The sequence below is a fragment of the Bordetella tumulicola genome (assembly GCF_054779135.1).
This window is the reverse complement of the sequence record NZ_BAAGYU010000011.1, coordinates 222,135-240,445: the sequence shown is the minus strand read 5'-3', so window position 1 is coordinate 240,445 and position 18,311 is coordinate 222,135. Positions and strand designations below refer to the sequence as shown.

General features: G+C 59.3%; 19 protein-coding genes and 1 riboswitch. Of the genes, 8 read left to right on the top strand and 11 right to left on the bottom strand.

Going from position 1 to position 18,311, the window contains the following annotated elements; all coding sequences use genetic code 11:
• Positions 1-72 precede the first annotated feature (72 nt).
• Both ACYVDM_RS23310 and ACYVDM_RS23305 read left to right on the top strand, forming a co-directional pair.
• Positions 73-537, top strand: coding sequence for a TRAP transporter small permease (locus ACYVDM_RS23310; RefSeq protein WP_415790111.1), 465 nt, complete (start codon positions 73-75; stop codon positions 535-537).
• Positions 534-1,832: a TRAP transporter large permease gene (locus ACYVDM_RS23305; protein ID WP_415790109.1), complete on the top strand. Its 1,299-nt coding sequence runs from the start codon at positions 534-536 to the stop codon at positions 1,830-1,832. Before ACYVDM_RS23310 ends, ACYVDM_RS23305 begins: the two co-directional genes overlap by 4 nt.
• Here the strand turns inward: ACYVDM_RS23305 and ACYVDM_RS23300 are convergent.
• Positions 1,770-2,285, bottom strand: a complete 516-nt coding sequence (locus ACYVDM_RS23300; protein ID WP_415790107.1) for a DUF6314 family protein — start codon at positions 2,283-2,285, stop codon at positions 1,770-1,772. The two genes, ACYVDM_RS23305 and ACYVDM_RS23300, sit on opposite strands and share 63 nt — an antisense overlap.
• Positions 2,286-2,464: 179 nt before the next feature.
• Between ACYVDM_RS23300 and ACYVDM_RS23295 the strand changes: the two genes are divergently transcribed.
• Complete coding sequence (locus ACYVDM_RS23295) at positions 2,465-3,283, top strand: aspartate dehydrogenase (protein ID WP_415790105.1); 819 nt, start codon at positions 2,465-2,467, stop codon at positions 3,281-3,283.
• Between the two features lie 106 nt (positions 3,284-3,389).
• On the opposite strand, the gene ACYVDM_RS23290 is transcribed toward ACYVDM_RS23295, so the two are convergent.
• The 9 genes from ACYVDM_RS23290 to ACYVDM_RS23250 all read right to left on the bottom strand — a co-directional run bounded on the left by ACYVDM_RS23290 (position 3,390) and on the right by ACYVDM_RS23250 (position 12,774).
• Complete coding sequence (locus ACYVDM_RS23290) at positions 3,390-4,991, bottom strand: rhodanese-related sulfurtransferase (RefSeq protein WP_415790103.1); 1,602 nt, start codon at positions 4,989-4,991, stop codon at positions 3,390-3,392.
• Positions 4,988-5,605, bottom strand: a complete 618-nt coding sequence (locus tag ACYVDM_RS23285; RefSeq protein WP_415790101.1) for a cysteine dioxygenase family protein — start codon at positions 5,603-5,605, stop codon at positions 4,988-4,990. Before ACYVDM_RS23285 ends, ACYVDM_RS23290 begins: the two co-directional genes overlap by 4 nt.
• Before the next feature lie 47 nt (positions 5,606-5,652).
• On the bottom strand, positions 5,653-6,432 hold the full coding sequence (locus tag ACYVDM_RS23280) for an SDR family oxidoreductase (protein ID WP_415790099.1): 780 nt from the start codon (positions 6,430-6,432) through the stop codon (positions 5,653-5,655).
• Position 6,433: 1 nt separating this feature from the next.
• The gene (locus ACYVDM_RS23275; RefSeq protein ID WP_415790097.1) at positions 6,434-7,450 is read right to left on the bottom strand and encodes an ABC transporter substrate-binding protein; all 1,017 of its coding nucleotides are present in this window, start codon (positions 7,448-7,450) and stop codon (positions 6,434-6,436) included.
• Positions 7,451-7,470: 20 nt separating this feature from the next.
• The gene (locus ACYVDM_RS23270) at positions 7,471-8,235 is read right to left on the bottom strand and encodes an ABC transporter permease (protein ID WP_415790095.1); all 765 of its coding nucleotides are present in this window, start codon (positions 8,233-8,235) and stop codon (positions 7,471-7,473) included.
• A complete protein-coding gene (locus ACYVDM_RS23265; protein ID WP_415790093.1) occupies positions 8,232-8,996 on the bottom strand; it encodes an ABC transporter ATP-binding protein in 765 nt (254 codons plus the stop codon). Before ACYVDM_RS23265 ends, ACYVDM_RS23270 begins: the two co-directional genes overlap by 4 nt.
• Positions 8,993-10,465, bottom strand: a complete 1,473-nt coding sequence (locus ACYVDM_RS23260) for an acyl-CoA reductase (protein WP_415790091.1) — start codon at positions 10,463-10,465, stop codon at positions 8,993-8,995. Before ACYVDM_RS23260 ends, ACYVDM_RS23265 begins: the two co-directional genes overlap by 4 nt.
• Positions 10,462-11,544, bottom strand: a complete 1,083-nt coding sequence (locus ACYVDM_RS23255; RefSeq protein WP_415790089.1) for a LuxE/PaaK family acyltransferase — start codon at positions 11,542-11,544, stop codon at positions 10,462-10,464. The genes ACYVDM_RS23260 and ACYVDM_RS23255 overlap by 4 nt, the downstream gene beginning before the upstream one ends.
• Positions 11,545-11,612: 68 nt before the next feature.
• A riboswitch (TPP riboswitch) is annotated at positions 11,613-11,704 on the bottom strand.
• A gap of 119 nt (positions 11,705-11,823) precedes the next feature.
• A complete protein-coding gene (locus ACYVDM_RS23250) occupies positions 11,824-12,774 on the bottom strand; it encodes an alpha/beta fold hydrolase (protein ID WP_415790087.1) in 951 nt (316 codons plus the stop codon).
• 114 nt (positions 12,775-12,888) lie between these two features.
• On the opposite strand from ACYVDM_RS23250, the gene ACYVDM_RS23245 reads away from it, so the two are divergent.
• Entirely contained in the window at positions 12,889-13,713 is an 825-nt protein-coding gene (locus ACYVDM_RS23245; RefSeq protein ID WP_415790085.1) for an AraC family transcriptional regulator, read from the top strand.
• A 49-nt stretch (positions 13,714-13,762) separates the two neighbouring features.
• Here ACYVDM_RS23245 and ACYVDM_RS23240 read toward each other — a convergent pair whose 3' ends face one another.
• Positions 13,763-14,368: a CGNR zinc finger domain-containing protein gene (locus ACYVDM_RS23240; protein ID WP_415790083.1), complete on the bottom strand. Its 606-nt coding sequence runs from the start codon at positions 14,366-14,368 to the stop codon at positions 13,763-13,765.
• Positions 14,369-14,495: 127 nt separating this feature from the next.
• Between ACYVDM_RS23240 and ACYVDM_RS23235 the strand changes: the two genes are divergently transcribed.
• From ACYVDM_RS23235 to ACYVDM_RS23220, 4 genes are all read left to right on the top strand, one after another.
• Positions 14,496-15,431, top strand: coding sequence for an alpha/beta fold hydrolase (locus ACYVDM_RS23235; RefSeq protein WP_415790081.1), 936 nt, complete (start codon positions 14,496-14,498; stop codon positions 15,429-15,431).
• Between the two features lie 105 nt (positions 15,432-15,536).
• Positions 15,537-16,517 carry an aliphatic sulfonate ABC transporter substrate-binding protein gene (locus ACYVDM_RS23230; protein WP_415790079.1) on the top strand — a complete coding sequence of 327 codons (981 nt, stop codon included), beginning with the start codon at positions 15,537-15,539 and terminating at the stop codon, positions 16,515-16,517.
• A 141-nt stretch (positions 16,518-16,658) separates the two neighbouring features.
• Positions 16,659-17,579: an SMP-30/gluconolactonase/LRE family protein gene (locus tag ACYVDM_RS23225; RefSeq protein ID WP_415790077.1), complete on the top strand. Its 921-nt coding sequence runs from the start codon at positions 16,659-16,661 to the stop codon at positions 17,577-17,579.
• A gap of 109 nt (positions 17,580-17,688) precedes the next feature.
• A complete protein-coding gene (locus tag ACYVDM_RS23220) occupies positions 17,689-18,306 on the top strand; it encodes a DUF4142 domain-containing protein (RefSeq protein ID WP_415790075.1) in 618 nt (205 codons plus the stop codon).
• Positions 18,307-18,311 lie beyond the last annotated feature (5 nt).

Here is an 18,311-nt window from a genome sequence, read left to right as displayed (position 1 = left end):
CCCGGCTCCCAGCCGGCGCCGCGCCCATTCGCCGTCATTAGCCTGATACCGTTTCGCTATTCCGAGAAGCCGATGCGCTACATCAACAAGTTTGTCGAGGCCCTGATTACCCTGCTGTTCGCGGCCATCGTCATCGCTGGAACACTGCAGGTCTTTAACCGTTTTGTGCTGAACGTATCGTTGAGCTGGAGCGAAGAATTTCAGAAATTCGCCTTCGTCTGGCTGGTCTTTCTGGCGATTCCCATCGCGTACAACCGCAGCGCGCATTTGCGGGTCGATACTTTTTTTGAGCGGTTCCCAGCAAAAATGCAACGTGCCATGCTTTGGGTCATCGACTTACTCTGGATAGGTCTGGGCCTTTCGTTGATGGCCTACACCTGGCGCTTGATGCAAGTCACGAAATATCAGCTCAGCCCGGGTTTGGGCATCAGCATGTCGCTGGTCTACGCGGGTATGGTGATCGGCGGCGCCTATCTTGTTCTCTGCGTCGTCGCCACGATGGCCGCGCGCCTGAAGTCTGAGGAGCGCCCATCATGACGCTGATTATTATCTTCGCGGCCATGCTGGTGCTGGTGTTCTTCGGCATCCCTATTCTGTTGTCTATCGCATCGGTCAGCCTGGCCGGCGCGATGATCATTCCGGGCCTCGTACCGGCCTTGGTGCCACAAAAAGCCTTTGCCATGCTGGACTCGTTCAGCCTGCTGGCACTGCCCTATTTCATCCTGGCAGGCGCCATCATGACGCGCGGCGGGTTGAGCGCCGGACTCATCGAGTTCTCGCAGTCGTTGGTCGGACATATACGCGGCAGCCTGGGGCATACCGCGGTGGTGTCATGCACGGCCATGGCCAATATTTCGGGATCCTCGACGGCGGAAGCCGCGGCCGTCGGCTCGGTGATCATTCCGGCCATGAAAGAGCGCGGCTACAAGCCCGGTCTGGCGGCGGCCATCGTCGCCGCGGCCTCCACGATAGGTCCCATCATCCCGCCCAGCATGACCATGATTGTCTACGGATCCATCACCGGTGTATCCATCGGCGGACTGTTTATGGCGGGCGTGGTGCCTGGCATCATGATCGCGACGCTATTGATGGTCGTGATCTACGCACTGTCTTATCTGCCGTCCAATGCGGCGCTACGCGTCACGCAACCGCGCTCGTCTCTGAAGCAGATCTATCGGGAGACCCTGCGCGTCTGGCCCGCCTTGCTCGCGCCCGTGGTCATCATGGGGGGGATCCTCAGCGGAGTATTCACCGCCACCGAGGCCGGTGTGGTGGCATGCGTATATAGCCTGCTTGTCAGCATGATCTGGTATCGCAAGCTGAAATGGAAGGATATCCCCAGCGTCGTCGTCGACGCCGCGGTGACGACCGCCATGGTCGCCGGGGTACTTGGCATGGCCGGTGTCCTGGGCTGGCTATTGAGCTATCTGGATTTCAACGACACCGTATTGGCCGCGCTCAAGGGTGTCACGGATAGTTCGCTGCTGATGCTGGTCTTGCTCACCATCATCATGCTGATCCTGACCATGATACTCGACGGGCTCGCGGTGGTTGTCGTGATGGTGCCCACGATCGTGTATGTCGGGAGCGCCTTTCACATTGATCCGCTGCAACTCGGGATCATCATGGTGATGATTACGCAGATCGGCGGGCTTACTCCTCCTGTCGCCATCTTGCTATTCATCACGACCAGCATTGCAAAGATCCCGTTCGCCCAAGGGGTTCATGCGGTCTGGCCGTTGCTCGGCGTGATCGTGCTGGTGATGGTCTCAATCATGCTGATTCCCGAGATCGCCACCTGGCTGCCTCATCAGGTCATCGGCGGAAATTAAAGCCTGATCATCGTCGATTTTTGAGTATCGCGTCACGGCGCGATACTTTTTTCGTGGTCCCGAGACGGAGATATCGGTCTCGTAACCGGCGGGCAACCTGAGGCAATAGCGCACCGAATACGTGTCCGCTACGCAGAGATGCTCGTCGTTGGCGATCACCCCCCCTGACGGCGCGTCACTAAAGCGCAACGTCACAAAGGGCTTGCCCGCATCCGGTGCATCGTTGAACACAATCTGCAGCGATTCGCCCTGCGCAAGAAACCGATAACTGCGCGTGCACCGAACCGTCTGGCCATTGTGCAGCGTCAACACCCCCTCTTCGCGATAGAGGAGCGCGTCCTGGGCAAGCCGCGAGAATTGCGCGCGCCCCTGCATGACTGCCCCCTCAGCCTCGATGCTGCGGCTCAGTCGCCACGCCCCTTCGAGCATGTCCAGCAGATCGGAAACATTCATCGTCGTGCCTGTGTTGATTCACGCATAAAAAGCGCCATGTGCTGGCCCTCCCAGAGCAGGCTTCTCATGAGTGGCTCAATCATAGCCGCGCGGGCCTGCTGATCCGTTCAATAACACTATCCAGGTAACAGGGATTACCGTTCGGCATATACTTTCGCCAAGTCTTCTGGAGCTATTTTATGTCTACCTCATCCCCCGTCCTGCGCGTCGGCATCGCCGGCTTTGGCGCGATCGGCCAGTCCATTGCCGCCAAACTCGACGCAGGCGTCCCTGGCGTGCAACTGGTTGCCCTTGGTGTTCGCGATGTCGAGAAAGCACGTAACGCGTATACCTTTGCACAGCCCGTCACGTATACCGACATCGATCATCTCGTAGAGCACTGCGATGTCGTCGTCGAATGCGCACCCGCTGCCCTGTTGCCACGCATCGCCGAACCGGTACTCAAGGCGGGCAAGAAACTGCTAGTACTGAGCTCAGGCGCACTGCTGCTGAACGAGCACCTGATCGAGATCGCTCGTGAACACGGCGGACAGATCATCGTCGCCACCGGTGCCCTGCTCGGTCTGGATGCGGTCACCGCGGCGGCCGAAGGCAAGATCAACGAAGTGCGCATGGTCAGCCGCAAACCGCCGCGCGGCTTTGCGGGCGCCCCCTACGTCGTCCAAAACAACATCGACCTCGATGCCATCACCGAGCCCACGATGATTTACACGGGCACCGCACGCGAAGCCGCGTCGGGCTTTCCCGCGAATCTGAACGTCGCCGTGTCCCTGTCGCTAGCCGGTGCCGGACCTGATCGCACGATCCTGGAGATCTGGGCCGACCCTACCGTGACGCGTAATATCCATCGCATCGAAATCGATGCGGAAGCCGCCAAGCTGAGCATGGAAATCCAGAACATCCCTAGCGAAAGCAACCCCCGGACCGGCCGTATCACGGCGTTGTCCGCCGTGGCAGCGCTGCGCAAGATGGTGTCGCCGTTGCGTATCGGGACTTAAACGGCCGCGCAAATGGCTACCAAAACGGCCACCTAAGCGACCACCCACAGCTGCTGGGTCGGACATACGGGTGATGCCAGCACTCAGCCAGCGCTGAGTGTCGGCGTCACGCCACCCGAAACCCGTGTGTGCCGTCGCGTCCCAACTGCTCGACCAGTCCGTACTCCCAATCCAGATAGGCCTGCATAGCGCTCGGCGGGGCGTCGGTCCCTTCGTAAGGTCGTCGATAGCGATCCGTGCGAGCGGACGCCAAGTGCGTCTCGCCTTGTTCGAGGGGCAACCCCGCCTCCTGCCACGCGCGGTTGCCGCCCTCCAGAACATAAACCGGTGCGTCCGTCAGGCGCTGGGCGTCATGCGCCGCACATTGCGCGAGCGCGCCCGAACCACACGTAAATACATAGCGCTGCGCCTGGCCCATGGTTTTCAGTGCCGACGCCAATTGCGCGCGTATCGCGAACCAGGCGCCCGGAATATGCCCTTTCACGTACTGTACACTCGGTGCCAGATCCACGACCCGGATGTCTTCGTCAAATTCCAGCCACTGCTCCAGCACCTCCGGCGTGACGGACGGTACTTGGGGCAGCGCGGGCTCCGCGCGGCTCCAGGCACCCGATACGTCCCCGCCAACAGGCGGGTCTACCACATAGACCTCCCACCCCATCTGCGCCAGCCACGATCCACTCATTGATGCCCGAACGCCATCGTCATCGGCCAGGACAATTCGTGCACCACGCACCGGCGCGCGGTGATCGGTTTCTTGAACCAACTGGCCACCCGGCGCCGACGCAAACTCGGGCAAGTGCCCCGCCACGTATTCTTCGGGTGTACGCACATCGAACCGGTAAAGCGTACGTTGCGCATCCTGCAAGCTCGCTACATCCTCAAGACGGATACGCCGCACGCCTGCTAAATCCGCCACGCGGCGCGCATCCGCCTGCGCCGCCACACGAGTGTCGTCCGACACCTCGCCGTAGTGGCGTGTCGCACCGTGATCGAGGTCCTGGCCGGCGAGTTTCCAACCTATCGTGCCATTGCGTAGCGCGGCGACCTTATTAGGGATGCCAGCATTGACCAAGGATTGCGCGCCAATGATGCTGCGTGTGCGGCCCGCACAATTGACAACCACCCGTGTCGCCGGATCCGGCGCCAGCTCTCGAATCCTTAAAACGAGTTCTGCGCCCGGCACACTGGTGGCCGTCGGAATACTCATGGTGTTGTACTCGTCGTACCGGCGCGCATCGACAATGACCATGTCCGCCTTGTCGTCAATCAGCTGTTGCACTTCCTGGGCGCTGAGCGACGGCGTATGACGATGAAACTCGACATACTCGCCAAACGCCTTGCTCGGGACATTTACATCGCGAAAGATCTCTCCGCCCGCAGCACGCCACCCCTCAAGCCCGCCCTCCAGGGCAACGACATCGCTATAGCCAAGCGACCGCAGCACCTGCACGGCGCGGGGCGCCAGATCGCCGGACGCATCATGGCCGTACACCACGATGTGTGTGTCTTTCCTGGGAATGCGCTCCCAGGCGTCCAGCTCGAGCCGCCCCAGGGGAAAATTAGCGGCCCACAGCGGGTGCTCCTGCGCGTAGGGGTCTTCTTCACGCACGTCGATCAATGCGATCTCTCGCCTGGCCAGCAGCGTCTCGCGGACATCGTGAAAGGACACCGTGGGAATGGGTGCTGTCGCTTGCGTCACGCTCATTGTTTCTTCAACTCTTTGGATAGATCCCAGATATTGGGAAGGGTCGTATTGTGATAGCCCGAAACAAAGGGCTTGCGCGCCCCCTCGTCCGTATAAACGTTGCGATTCACCGCGCCAATATTAGCGCCGTAGACATGAATACTGATCGATACCCTGTCGTCGTAGGCGTTGGAGACGCGATGCACATCGCCTACTGTCGGGGACACCGCCTCGACTTGCCCCGGCGTCAACCTGACGGCCTCACCCGCCATCCGAATACCGGATGAAGCATCCAGCGCATAGGGCTGAGAGGTCTCTGCGCCCCTCAACATCCCGATCAAGCCCCATACGGTATGGTCGTGGATGGGAGTAAGCTGCCCGGGGCCCCAAACAAAACTCACCACAGAAAAACGCTGCGCCGAATCCGCGTGCAACAGGTACTGACGATAAAAATCGGGGTCTGGCTGCGCGTACTCGTCCGGCAACCAATCGTCCTGCGAGACCAACTGCCCCAGTAGTGCGCCGCCTTCGCGCAAAATGGTGGGTTCATCAGGATGGCGCGCCAATAGCTCCGCAAAACGGATCACGAATGTACGCAACGCAGCAATAGGGGTCGTCGTCGACGGATGGTTCATAGTGACAGGTTGCTCGTCCCGGCAAGATGGATCGGTATACCGATAGACTATCGCATAACCAGCCCGCCATCGACAAACAATACCTGCCCCGTCATGAACCCGCTCCAATCAGACGCCAGAAACAGCACGGGCCCGGCGACATCCTCGGGTCTGGCGATACGCCTGAGCGGGGTGGCGGCGATAAGGGACTCGCGAAACGACTCCTGGGTCTCTCCACTCGAATCGGTGGGATACACCAGGCCCGGCGCGACACAATTGACCCGTATGCCAAACGGCCCAAGCTCGGAGGCCAAATTGCGACTAAAGGCGACCAACGAGGCTTTGGCTGTGGTGTAGTCGTGGTACGGCACCACGGGATGTTCAACCAGATTGGTCGAGATATTGACGATACAGCCCTGGGCGCGCAACTTGAAATGCGGCAGCGCGGCGCGGCACACGTTGAATGCCGCGCCGACCGCACCGTCGAATTGCGACTGATAGTCCTGCCAGCTCAGCGCATCAAAACGCGTGCGGCGGCGCGGATCAAAGGCATAGTGCCGCAAGGCATTGTTAACCACGACGTCAAGACGTCCAGTCTCTTGCACGATACCGTCGATCATGTCGCGCACGGCGTCCTGCGCACCCACATCAGCCTGTACGGCCCAGGCGTCTGCGCCCACCGCCAGACATTGTGCGACGACAGCGTCGGCAGCGACCGTATTGCTTAGATAGTTGATGACGACCGTCGCGCCCTCCCGGGCGAAGCTGCGCGCGATCTCTGCGCCGATACCGCGACTGGCGCCCGTGACCAACACAACTTTGCCTGCGAACTTTGGGGTAGCACTCATATCACGGCTCCGGCAAAAAGCCTGTATCGACGACGCTGGCCACGTCGATGGGATGTTGGATGAGGCCCAAGTCCCGATACGCATCGGCCGCGCGCTGCAAAAGGCCCAGATCGAACGCGCCCAACACGCGCTGAGCGCCATCGGGCCCGGGCGGCGCGATGGCCGCGTCATTGCGCAACAGGATGACGCCCAAGTTTACCTCTCGATCTCTGCCATCGATCGCACGCCGGGTCGCCAGCGTAGCGGCCTCTTCAGGTTGGGCCTGCATCCATGCCGCACTATCGCGATAGGCCCGCAGGAAGGTTCTCAGCAAAGGCTTTTTCTGCTGATAGACCTGCTCGCGCACGACGAAAAGATCGCTGGACACATTGATGTAGTCACGGACTTCCATCACGTTCACCTCACCCACTCCACGACGCCGGCCCACGAGCAATCCGGTATCGGTCGCCGCCGTGGCATCGACTTGACCCTGCAGCAACGGGGCGAAATTCAACACGCCCGTCACGACAATCTCGACGTCGGCCTCCGTCAGGCCCGCCTGGTGCAGCAGCACCAGCAGGTTCTGGCGCGTCCCGCTGGACAGGCTGTAGACACCGATGCGCTTGCCCTTCAGATCCTGGGGGCGCGTGATGTTGGCAGACTTGAGCGACACGACGTTAAAGACGTTCTGGGGATAAATGTCATAGATCGCGCGCAGTTTCTCGCCTTTATCCAGTGCCATAAAGAATGAGCCGGGGTCGGTAAAGGCCACGTCTGCCTGACCGCTCAAGATATTACGGATCGCGTCGCCGCCGCCCGCGCCGGGCAGATAAACGAGCTCCACACCCTGCGCCTTAAAAAAACCCTTGTCGGGCTCGACCAGCAGATTCGTGATCTCGGAGATGGGCTTGCTCCAACCGGCCAGCGTGATCGTCCCCGACGCCGCAGCTTGAGCGCGGACAAGGGGGGCAACGAGCGACGTGACGGCAAAACCCGCGGCGGCTGCCAGCAGCGCTCGACGAGAAGGAGACGGATACATGGAAAACTTCCTGAAAAATGTCATGAGTGGCTCTCGTAGGCACGCAGCAAACGCCGCTCTAATGCCAGCATGGCCTGATAGCCCAGCAGTCCGATCACAGCGATGGCGGTCAATGCCGCAAACATGAGGGACGTGTCCATCATGCCCTGGGCGGCAATAATGACGGCGCCCAAGCCGCGGCTGGCGCCGATAAACTCGCCGACCACGGCACCGACCAGGGCCAGCACCAGCGCCACGCGCCATCCCGCCAAAATCCCCGGCAATCCCGCAGGCAGCTTGAGCCGCCACAAGGTTTGGGCGCGCGATGCGCCCAGCATGCGAAACAACTGCAACCGATTGGGATCCACCTGCCGCAGGCTGGTCAATGTGTTTTCCATCAAGGGGAAAAAACAAATCAATGCGGTCATCACCACCGTCGGTACGATGCCAAACCCGAACCACAGTACAAACAAGGGTGCGAGGGCGAGCTTGGGGATGACCTGGCTCACAATCACATAGGGCTTGAGCACGCGGTCAAGCAAAGCCGATTCGGCGAGCGCAATACCTATCGCCAGGCCTGACATTCCGCCCACGATCAATCCAAGCAGCATCTCGGCGAGCGTCGCGCCAATGTGTGGCCAGAGATAGCCAGAGGAAAGCGTCGCCCATAACGTTCGCGCCACCGCCGACGGCGCGGGTAGCACCAGCGCGGAGATCCCGATCTGCCGTACGAGCCATTCCCAACCACCCAACAGGATCAGCAGCAACGCCACAGGCAGCGCACGACCATGCAGCCCCTGTCTCATCGGCTCGCTCCCGTCATGATGTCGAATATCCGGGCGCAGTATTGATTAAATGTCGTGCCATGACGCTGAGCTTGCGTGCGGGGCATGGGAATATCTATCGCGATGTCGGCCAGCAGACGGCCCTTGTGCATCATCCCTACGCGATCCCCCAGATAAACCGCCTCGCTGATGTCATGCGTGACAAAAAGCACGGTTGTTTTGCGTGAACGACACATCCGCATCAGATCATCCTGCAATTCGCCACGCGTGATCGCGTCAAGCGCGGCAAAGGGTTCGTCCAGCAACAGCAGTTGCGGCTCCAGGATCAACGCCCGCGCCAAAGCCACCCGGCTCTGCTGCCCCCCCGACAATTGCCGAGGATACTGTTGCGCATGATCGGATAGCCCCAACATGGCGAGCAACCCTTGCGCGCGCTCGATGTCGGCCGCGAGTGGCTGGTGTTGCAACGAAACCGGCAGCAGTACATTGTCGATCACGCGCAGCCAGTCGAGCAGCGTAGGCGCCTGGAACACATACCCCAACTGCGGCCCAGGTTTGACGGGCTTGCCATCCGATTGGCAGATGGAGCCCGACTGCGGCGCCAGCAGACCGGCGGCGAGCTTAAGCAACGTTGTCTTGCCGCAACCGCTACGACCGACCAAGCAATGAAAGCTGCCTGTCGCCAATTGCCAACTCACGCCATCGACAATAGGCTTGCCACCCCCATAGGCGTAGGCGACCTGTCGCATATCCAGAAAAGGCGTAGCCGACGCTGTACTCATGGCTCGTACGGGGCAAACGGATCCGCCGCGGATTCGGCCGAGTGTTCGATTTCGGTCATGCGCACCAGATCCAGCAGATTGAAACGACCATCGTGATGCCAGCCGGCCTCTGGCGTACTCATCGAACCGATCGCACTCACGCGCGTGACGCCCTCGGCGCCTAACTGTTCGGCCAGTCGATATAGCTCTCGCGGCGTGGCCGCGATACCGGCAGTTTGCAGAAACACGGCACTTGCAGCCACTGCCGGAGCAACGTCGTCCAACGCATCAATGCCCGCCACCACGATGCTTCGTTGCAGCGCAGTGGGCGCCAACGCCTGCGTATCATCGGTATAGGCGACGCTCCACGCCGCCATCGGGTCGCCGATCAACAGGTCTTCACTCCCTTGCCGATGCTGCGCCGAGGGCTTCCATTCGATGGACTGCCGCCATTTTGCGACGGCCGTCGACTCGGCCAGATCCAGTGGGCGACGTGGATAACGTCGCTGCAAATTGGCCAACTCACTCGCCAGATAACCGGCGAACTCGCGTGGCGCGATTTGGCCACCCCGCTGCACATAGAAGATCTGCGGCGAATAACAGCCCTGCTGGTCATAACGCATCACATCCCACGCCGCACGCCGTGCCAGCGCAGGCGCCTTGAGCGCATCAAGCGCCGCGGCGCTGACCACACCGAACCCCAGCTTGTGCCCATGTGCCAGAAAACGCGTGGTGACCGGTAGTCGGCGCTGAATCGCCTGCAATGCGTCATTGCCCCCGTAGGCCACCACGGCATCAGCCTGGCGATACAACGCATCCGCGCCCTCGTCTCCAGCCCCACGCCACCACACGACGGCCAGGCAATCCGCCAGCGGCGGATGTACTTCGACCAACAATCGCGCAAACCAGCCCGCAAACAAGGGCTCAGCGCTGGGCAGCTTGCCGATATTGCCGGCCTTGACCAACAGACCGCAAACCAGACTCCACAGCGCCAAGGCGGGGACATTCCCCGCCCAACTGTGCACCAGCAGTCGCGGCCCAAAGGCACGCACCGCGCCGCCCTTGATCGCCGGCTGAAAACCATCGAGCACTTTCGGATTCGCAAAATCCTCGGCCACGAATCGATGCAATTGTGGTGCGCGAAAGGTCTTGAAAAAACCCGTCAATCCCAGGTGAACCATCTCGGTGTCATAGCCACTGACTAGCGGTAATAACGCATCGACCTGACGGCGATACGGGTCGTCGCGATCGAGCAACCGACTGATGGCGCGATCAATGATGTCGATGATATCGGAGACCGACAGCGCCCTGAGCGTCCGCGCGCTAGCGTCCCGGACCCGCTTTGCCAGGGCATCCATCTGTGATGGCGATAGCTCCGGCACCGTGACTTCGACGCGTTGACCGTCTCGATCGAACGGCAGCGTCCGCCACTGAACATCGCTGGACGACAGCCCCGGTAGATAGCCGGCCTCGACCCGAATAACGCTCATGGCGCAACCGACCGGATGAATTCTTCGACCGCCAACGAACACCCCTTGGCCTGCGCACCCTCGGCACGTCCCAACAACAAAAATCCACCCTCGACGGGCTCCCCGACATCCTCGGTCAAAATCGTATTAACCGAATTGAAGTTACCTAAATCGCAATGAGCCAGAATGCCACGCTCGCCCGCCGGTACGGTACGGCCTGTCGCGGGATCCACCAATCGCGAGCGTATCCAATGCGGCCCCGACTTGACCGACGGCACGACCGCATTGCCATCGTCATAGAACTGCGTACTGAGCTCGGTCATACCGTACATGTTGATGCACAGATGACGCGGCACCCCCAATAGCTCGGACAATGCCGAGTAAAAGGCCTCCAACGGCAACTCGCGCGATTGTCCCTTGTAGCCACCGGTATCCAGAATGCGGCTACCCGCTGGCAAACGAAATGATCGTCCGGCTTTACGTAGCGCGTCGATCACGTGCACAAAGCTATAACTGGCACCCAACAGGGCATAGGGCTCGCCCGAACGCTCGGCCTGCGCCAGGCGCTGCCACAGCCCTTCCAGGTCGATCCCCGTGGGCGACATGAAATAGCGACTATCGTCGGTGCCAAAGGTGGTTTTCGCCAATGCCAAATAATGCGCCAGCGATGAATTAGGCATCGCAATGTCGTCCGGGAACAAAATACCCATCGGCATGCGCTCGACGCCTTGCATAAAGCGTTGCGCGAAATTGCGGGTCATCGACAGGTTATATACATCGAGCCGTGGATGAAAATGCCGCCCCCGCATGTCGGCCCGCGTCGTACCACTCGTCATGAATACGCGTTCGGTTGGCGTCGGCGGCTCGCAACGTAGTTCCATGGCCTTGAAGGCATCGATAGGCACGGCGGGAATGTCATTCCACGATTTCACGTTACGCACCGTGGCCCCGCGACGCTGGCAAAAGCTACGATAAGACGCACTGGCGTTGTATTGATAGGCAAACAGACGCAGCGCAAGCTGATCGAATTGCGTGTCCGTGCAACCCTCTTGGGCGATAAATTCGAGAATATCGGCGACCGGCGGTTCGACGTAGTTCATGGGCTTGGTTAGTTCCTGTACATGGAAGCTCCGAAGCCCGCCCGCACAAGCCGCGCATCCACGCGCCCCGGCAAGACCAGTGCTCTTCTTACGCCGGTATAAACCGGGTCAAGTTCGCGGGTGTGAATCTCAGCACTGGCGTGCACCCCGGAGCAAAGGCCATGTTAACCCGCATTGGGAAACTGAGCGCCGCGATCGCCAGGTGTAACCGTGACCCGCACTTCCAATCATTGCGAAATGGGAGTGCGGGTCAATACAACGAGAGCGACTATTGCAAAATCAGTTACGCAAGAACTTGAGCAGATCTTCGTTCAGGCGATCCTTGTGCGTTTCCGTCAGGCCGTGAGGAGCACCGGGGTAGACGATCAGCTTGGCACCCTTGATCTGCGCGGCGGATGCCTTGCCTGAGGTATCAATCGGGACGATCTGGTCATCGTCGCCATGGATCACCAACGTAGGTACGTCAAATTTCTTCAAGTCCGCGCGGAAATCGGTTGCCGAGAATGCGGCGATCGAGTCATACGTGTTCTTATGGCCGCCCTGCATACCCTGCACCCAGAACGCCTGGATCAGGCCCTGGCTAGGCTTGGCGCCGGGACGATTAAAACCAAAGAACGGACCTGAGGCGATGTCCAGATAGAGCTGCGAGCGGTTATCCAGAGATGCTTTGCGCAGACCATCGAAAACTTCGATAGGCAGGCCTCCAGGATTGTCGGCGGTCTTGAGCATCAGCGGCGGCACCGAGCTGACCAGCACGGCCTTTTTTACGCGGCTGGTGCCGTGACGACCAATATAGCGTGCTACCTCACCGCCGCCGGTAGAAAAGCCCACCAGCGTGACGTCGTTCAGATCCAGCGCGTCGATCACCGCGGCCAAATCGTCGGCATAGTGATCCATGTCATTGCCATCCCAAGGCTGGCTGGAACGACCATGACCGCGTCGATCGTGGGCCACCACGCGGTAGCCTTGCGACGCCAGGAAAATCATTTGTGATTCCCAGCTATCCGAACTCAAAGGCCAACCATGGCTGAAGGTGACCACGGGGCCGTCTTTGGGGCCCCAGTCCTTAAAGTAAATCTGCACACCGTCGTTCGTCGTCACGTAGCTACCGGTTTTGGTGATGCTGCTAGCCACGGCAGAGGCGTCCGTCGATGCCGCCTGAACCGGCGCACCGGCCTGTACAGCAACAGCCAGTAGTGTTGTCGCAACCGCTTTGGAAATAGTGTTCATGGTGAACCTCGTTGTAGTCAATCGTTGGAGGCCGAAGTGGCTTAACGACATTCTGCTTGGTCCAACAATACGATTGGTGATATAAAATCCAAAAAACACTACCTAAAGTACAAAATGACCGATCGGTTAGCCGAACTACTGCATCGCTTCGCGATTAACGCGCAAGTGTTTCACGCCGGAACGCTATGCGGCGATAACCTGCTGGAGGCACAACCCGGCCTGGGTCAGTTGCATCTCATACGACGCGGGTCGGTGGAGGTCATTCATGACGATAGCTCGCTCACTATCGCGGAACCCAGTCTGTTGCTATATCCCCGGCCGATGGCGCACCGGTTTCTCTCGGATCCCTTAGCGGGTGCGGATATGGTGTGCGCCAACCTGCGATTCGAGGGTGGCATGCACAACCCCATCAGCGCCGCCCTCCCCCCGGTAATCTGCCTTCCGCTCACGTCGATCAACGATTCGGCAGACGTATTACGGATCCTGTTCGACGAGGCGTTTGAGCAGCGCTGCGGCAAGCATGCCGTCGTGAATCGGCTCTTCGAGGTAGTTATCATCCAGATCCTGCGGCAGTTGATGGAAAGCAAACAGATGAAAAGCGGCATGCTGGCCGGACTTGCACATGCCCGCTTGCGCCTCCCCATCGTGGCAATGCACGAAAACCCGTCCAAAGAATGGTCGCTAGAGGATCTGGCCAGTAACGCCGGTATGTCACGCAGCGCGTTCGCCACCACATTTCGTGACGTAGTGGGCATCACGCCCGGTCAGTATCTTCAGGGCTGGCGCATCGATCTGACCCAACGCGCCCTGCGCCAAGGTCAGCCCCTGAAACTCATCGCCGCCGACGTCGGCTATGGCAGCGAAGCGGCATTGTCGCGCGCCTTCAAGGCCCATACGGGGCAATCACCTGGCCAGTGGCGCAAAGCGGCGGGACATTAAAGGCACGCTGACTTGGGACGTCCCGAAGGAAGCGGTGTTGGAACTGAATTTACGACGTATCGCCGCTACGCCGCTTCCTGAACTGTGCGGCCTTGTAGCGATTACCGCACAAGGCCATGCTGCACCAGCGGCGCTTGTGTGCCTTGGTACGGTCATAGAACCATAAGACGCAGTCAGGATGCTCGCATTGTTTGACTAGGCCGAAATCACCCTCAACCAGCAATTGCGCCACGGATTCCGCGACGGGTCCGAGTAATGCGTCGGCCCCGTCGCCACACGCGCGGCGTGCCAACACCAGATTGCCGTCACGGTCGTGCTCCAAATGCGGGGCACTCAGGCTGGCGTGCAAATACCGGTTCAACGCACTAATTTCACCGATGGCGCTCTGCTTGCGCTGAATGATCAACGCACGCGCCAGTCGTCGCAGTGCGGTTCCATGCGCCAGCAACTCGGCGGGGTCGACCGCCTTGCCCGGCGACGGGGGGACTACGCCGCAACGCGCCAGCCATCGGCGCACATCGTCACCGCTGCTCCAGTAATCAACGGCCACCCCATTGACGCGTGCTTCCGTATTGAGCAAATCCATTGCGAGATGATCACCCACCATTGGGGCCTCTCCCGGGTTGCCATCGAGCCGCGTTTCTACACCCGCCATTTGATAACCTTTAAAAATTAATTTGACAGGTTACTTTATCGTGCTCATACTAGGCGCAAAGTAACCTATTTAAATTAATTATATAGGTTATTCATCTGGAACATCGAACGCCACTCCAAGGAATGCCATGAACACCCGAAACCTGCTTGCTGCCGCCTCGACCCTCGCCACCGCCCTCACCGCCCAGGCCGCAGAAAGCCCCGCGCAAGTCCATTACCGTCATATAGAAATCCAGGGCGTCAACGTCTTCTATCGCGAAGCCGGATCACCGACTGCGCCAACCGTCCTGCTATTGCACGGGTTTGCCGCCTCGTCATATATGTTTCGTGACCTGATCCCGCAACTCGCCCGTCAATACCACGTCATTGCGCCAGACTTGCCCGGTTTTGGGCAGACGACGGTCATGCCTGACGTTGAGTTCAAGTACACGTTCGACAACGTAACGTCGGTGATCGACGATTTCACTGTAGCCAAAAATCTAGACCACTACGCGATATACGTGTTCGATTACGGCGCGCCCGTAGGCTGGCGATTGGCGGTAAAACACCCACAGAAAATCACTGCCATCGTGAGCCAGAACGGCAATGCCTATGAAGAAGGATTGAGTGCGGGCTGGGCAGACATGCGCCGCGCGTGGGCCGAGCCAACCGCTGCCAACCGCGAAACGCTGCGCCGGTTCAACACCCCGGACATGATCAAGTGGCAATACACCGAGGGCGTCACGGACCCGACGTTGATCCCGCCGGAGAGCTACCAACTAGCCTCCGCAGCCATTGAGCGCATTGGCGTCGACGCGCAGATGGATCTGCTGCTGGACTATGGACAGAACGTCAAGCAATACCCGCAGTTGCACGAATACTTCCGCCGTTATCAACCTCCCCTGCTGGCTCTCTGGGGCAAGAATGATCCGTTCTTTACGCCACCGGGCGCCGAGGCATTTAAGCGAGACAACCCGAACGCCGAAGTACGTTTCCTGGATACAGGGCATCTCGCGCTTGAAACGCACGGCGATGACATTGCGCAGGCGATGCGCGAGTTTCTGGACCGTAATGTGAAGCCGTAAGCGGGCCTTGAGGGTTTCTCACCCATATTGTTATCCCATTTTTGTATTTGTCATGCGCAGCATCGCCGTCGATGATGGCAGACCCTATCCTCATCAACCGCTGCCATGACATCCCCTTTGTTTCAGCCAACTCGCCGTCAACTCCTAACCGTCGCGGGCGCCGTCGGATTGACGTTGACCGTCCCTCGCGCCGTGCTAGCCGCCGCTGACAAGAAACTGCGCATCGGCTATCAAAAATCCTCGACCCTGATCACCATCGTCAAGGCCCAAGGTACATTGCAAAAGCAATTGGCCGATCAAGGCATCACCGTGTCTTGGCACGAGTTCACGAACGGTCAGCCTTTGCTGGAAGCTCTGAACGTAGGTGCGATCGATTTGAGCGCGGATGTCGCGGATACTGTGCCACTGTTTGCGCAAGCGGCGGGTGCCGCACTGACCTATTACGCTCGCGAAACGCCTGCACCGTCCGCCCAGGCCATCATCGTTAAAGAAGACTCGCCGATTCGCAGCGTGGCAGATCTCAAAGGCCGCAAGGTGGGCTTTGCGCGTGCTGCCGGCGCACATTTCCTGGTGATTGCCGCGCTGGAACAAGCGGGCGTGCCGCTGGCCGACATTCAGCAGGCGTATCTGACGCCCGCCGATGGACGCGCTGCATTTGGCAATGGCTCGATCGACGCGTGGGCCATCTGGGATCCGTTCTACGCGGCAACGCAGCAGCACGAACGTGTACGGGTCTTGATCGACGGCCGCGATGGGCTGGCCGACTATGCACGCTATTACTTGGCGTCCACGCCATATGCCGAAAACAATCCTAAAGTCGTCAATCAGGTGTTTGATGCGTTGCGGACCGCGGGCCTCTGGGCCAAACAAAATCCGGACGATGCGGCCAGTCTATTGGCTCCGGTGTGGGGTCTGGATAAAACGATCATCGTGGCTGCGAATAAACGACGCAGTTACGATGTGCGGTCCGTTTCCCTTGAGAACCTCGACCGGCAGCAACAGATCGCCGACGTGTTTTTGGTGAACAAACTCCTGCCCCGACGTATCGTGACGCGTGACGCGACGATTTGGCAGCTCGGGACGTAGGCACGTTCGCCGAGGGCTTGGGTATACAGGCACGCGGCGCTGAGCCGCAGAGTTCAAAAAAACCTTGCAGACACGAGCGCAATGTGGGGCAATATCGCGTCAAGTATCAATTTTCGACAACGTTAAAAAAGGTACGCCGCCATGTTTCTACTTGCTTCGCCACAAGTGGGCGACTTCGAATTGTTTTCCGCTATGCCTGATACGTTCAGACGGCGCGAACGCAGTGCCTGGGCCGATGCTAACCGTGGCGGCGTTATGGCTGACTCGTTTCTGGAAGGACCGGTATTTGACGGTGATGACAATCTTTATGTCACCGATATTCCCTGGGGCCGGGTCTTTCGCATTACTCCGTCAGGGGAATGGATTCTGGTCGCAGAATATGATGGCGAACCCAACGGCATGAAGTTCATGAATGCCAATACGCTACTCATCACCGACTACAAGAACGGACTGATGCAGCTTGATATCGGCACCGGAAATGTCACACCCTATCTGGAACGACGCAACAGCGAACGGTTCAAGGGCGTGAACGATCTGGTGTTTGACACCAAGGGTAATCTGTATTTCACCGATCAGGGTCAAAGTGGCCTGCACGACCCCAGCGGACGCCTATATCGGTTAAAGCCAAACGGCGAGCTCGACACCTTGCTCATCAATGTGCCCAGCCCGAACGGCGTCGCCCTCTCCCCGGATGGCAGCGTTCTATATCTTGGTGTCACGCGGGGCAACTGCGTCTGGCGTGTTCCGCTGCTTGCCGACGGCAGCGTATCCAAGGTCAGCCAATTCTTCACGTCGTATGGTCCTATCGGCCCGGACGGTTTGGCGGTGGACGAAACGGGAAACCTTGTCGTCGCCAACCCGGGGCTTGGTTATGTCTGGCTGCTAAATGATCGGGCCGAACCCATCAGGGTATGGCGCAGCAATCAAGGCTCATTGACCACCAATATTGCGTTTGGCGGCAAGGAACGACGCACGCTGTACTGCACCGAGTCGACATCGGGTGCGATTCTGAGAGCGTCAGCCCCGAACGCTGGTGTGACACTACATCAGGCGACCTCATAGTTCATTTGGATTCCCGCTGTCCAACCCACGTAAGTCAGGCACGCTGCTTGCTGAATTTCCCGGACGAATTACTGTCAACGGCGTCAAGCGCCACGTTCGGGAGAAACTCATGAATGCTCGCTACTTCGCAGCCACCCTACTTGCCCTAGCGGCGCTAAATGGCGGACACGTCGCCGTCGCGCAAACGACACAGCCCGCACAACCCACGCCAGGCGTACCGAGTACGCCGGGCACATCGGACACGCCGGCCGCGACGAAAACACCAATCAACTCGGACTCAGAACTGGATGCCGATGATCGCAGCTTCCTGGAAAGCGCCGCACAGTCAGGGCATCTGGAAGTCCAAGGAAGCAAACTTGCCTTGGAAAAATCGGGCAATGCAGAAGTAAAAGACTTCGCACAGAAAATGGTCGACGATCATGGCAAGGCGGGACAGAAACTGGCGGATCTGGCCAAACAAAAGGGATTTGAGGCCCCCACTGAACCATCGTTGATGCAACAAGCCAAGCTGAAGACGCTTGGTCTGCGAGAAGAAGGCTTTGACAAAGCATATGCCGATGGAATCGGGGTTTCCGCTCACGAGGACGCCGTCAAGCTCTTTCAGGAAGCATCGACTGACGCCAAAGATGCGGACGTCAAGCAGTTCGCGTCTGAGACCCTGCCAACGCTGCAGCAACATCTTCAAATGGCCCAAACACTCCAGCAGAGCGTAAGCAAGACGCCCTGAGTCAG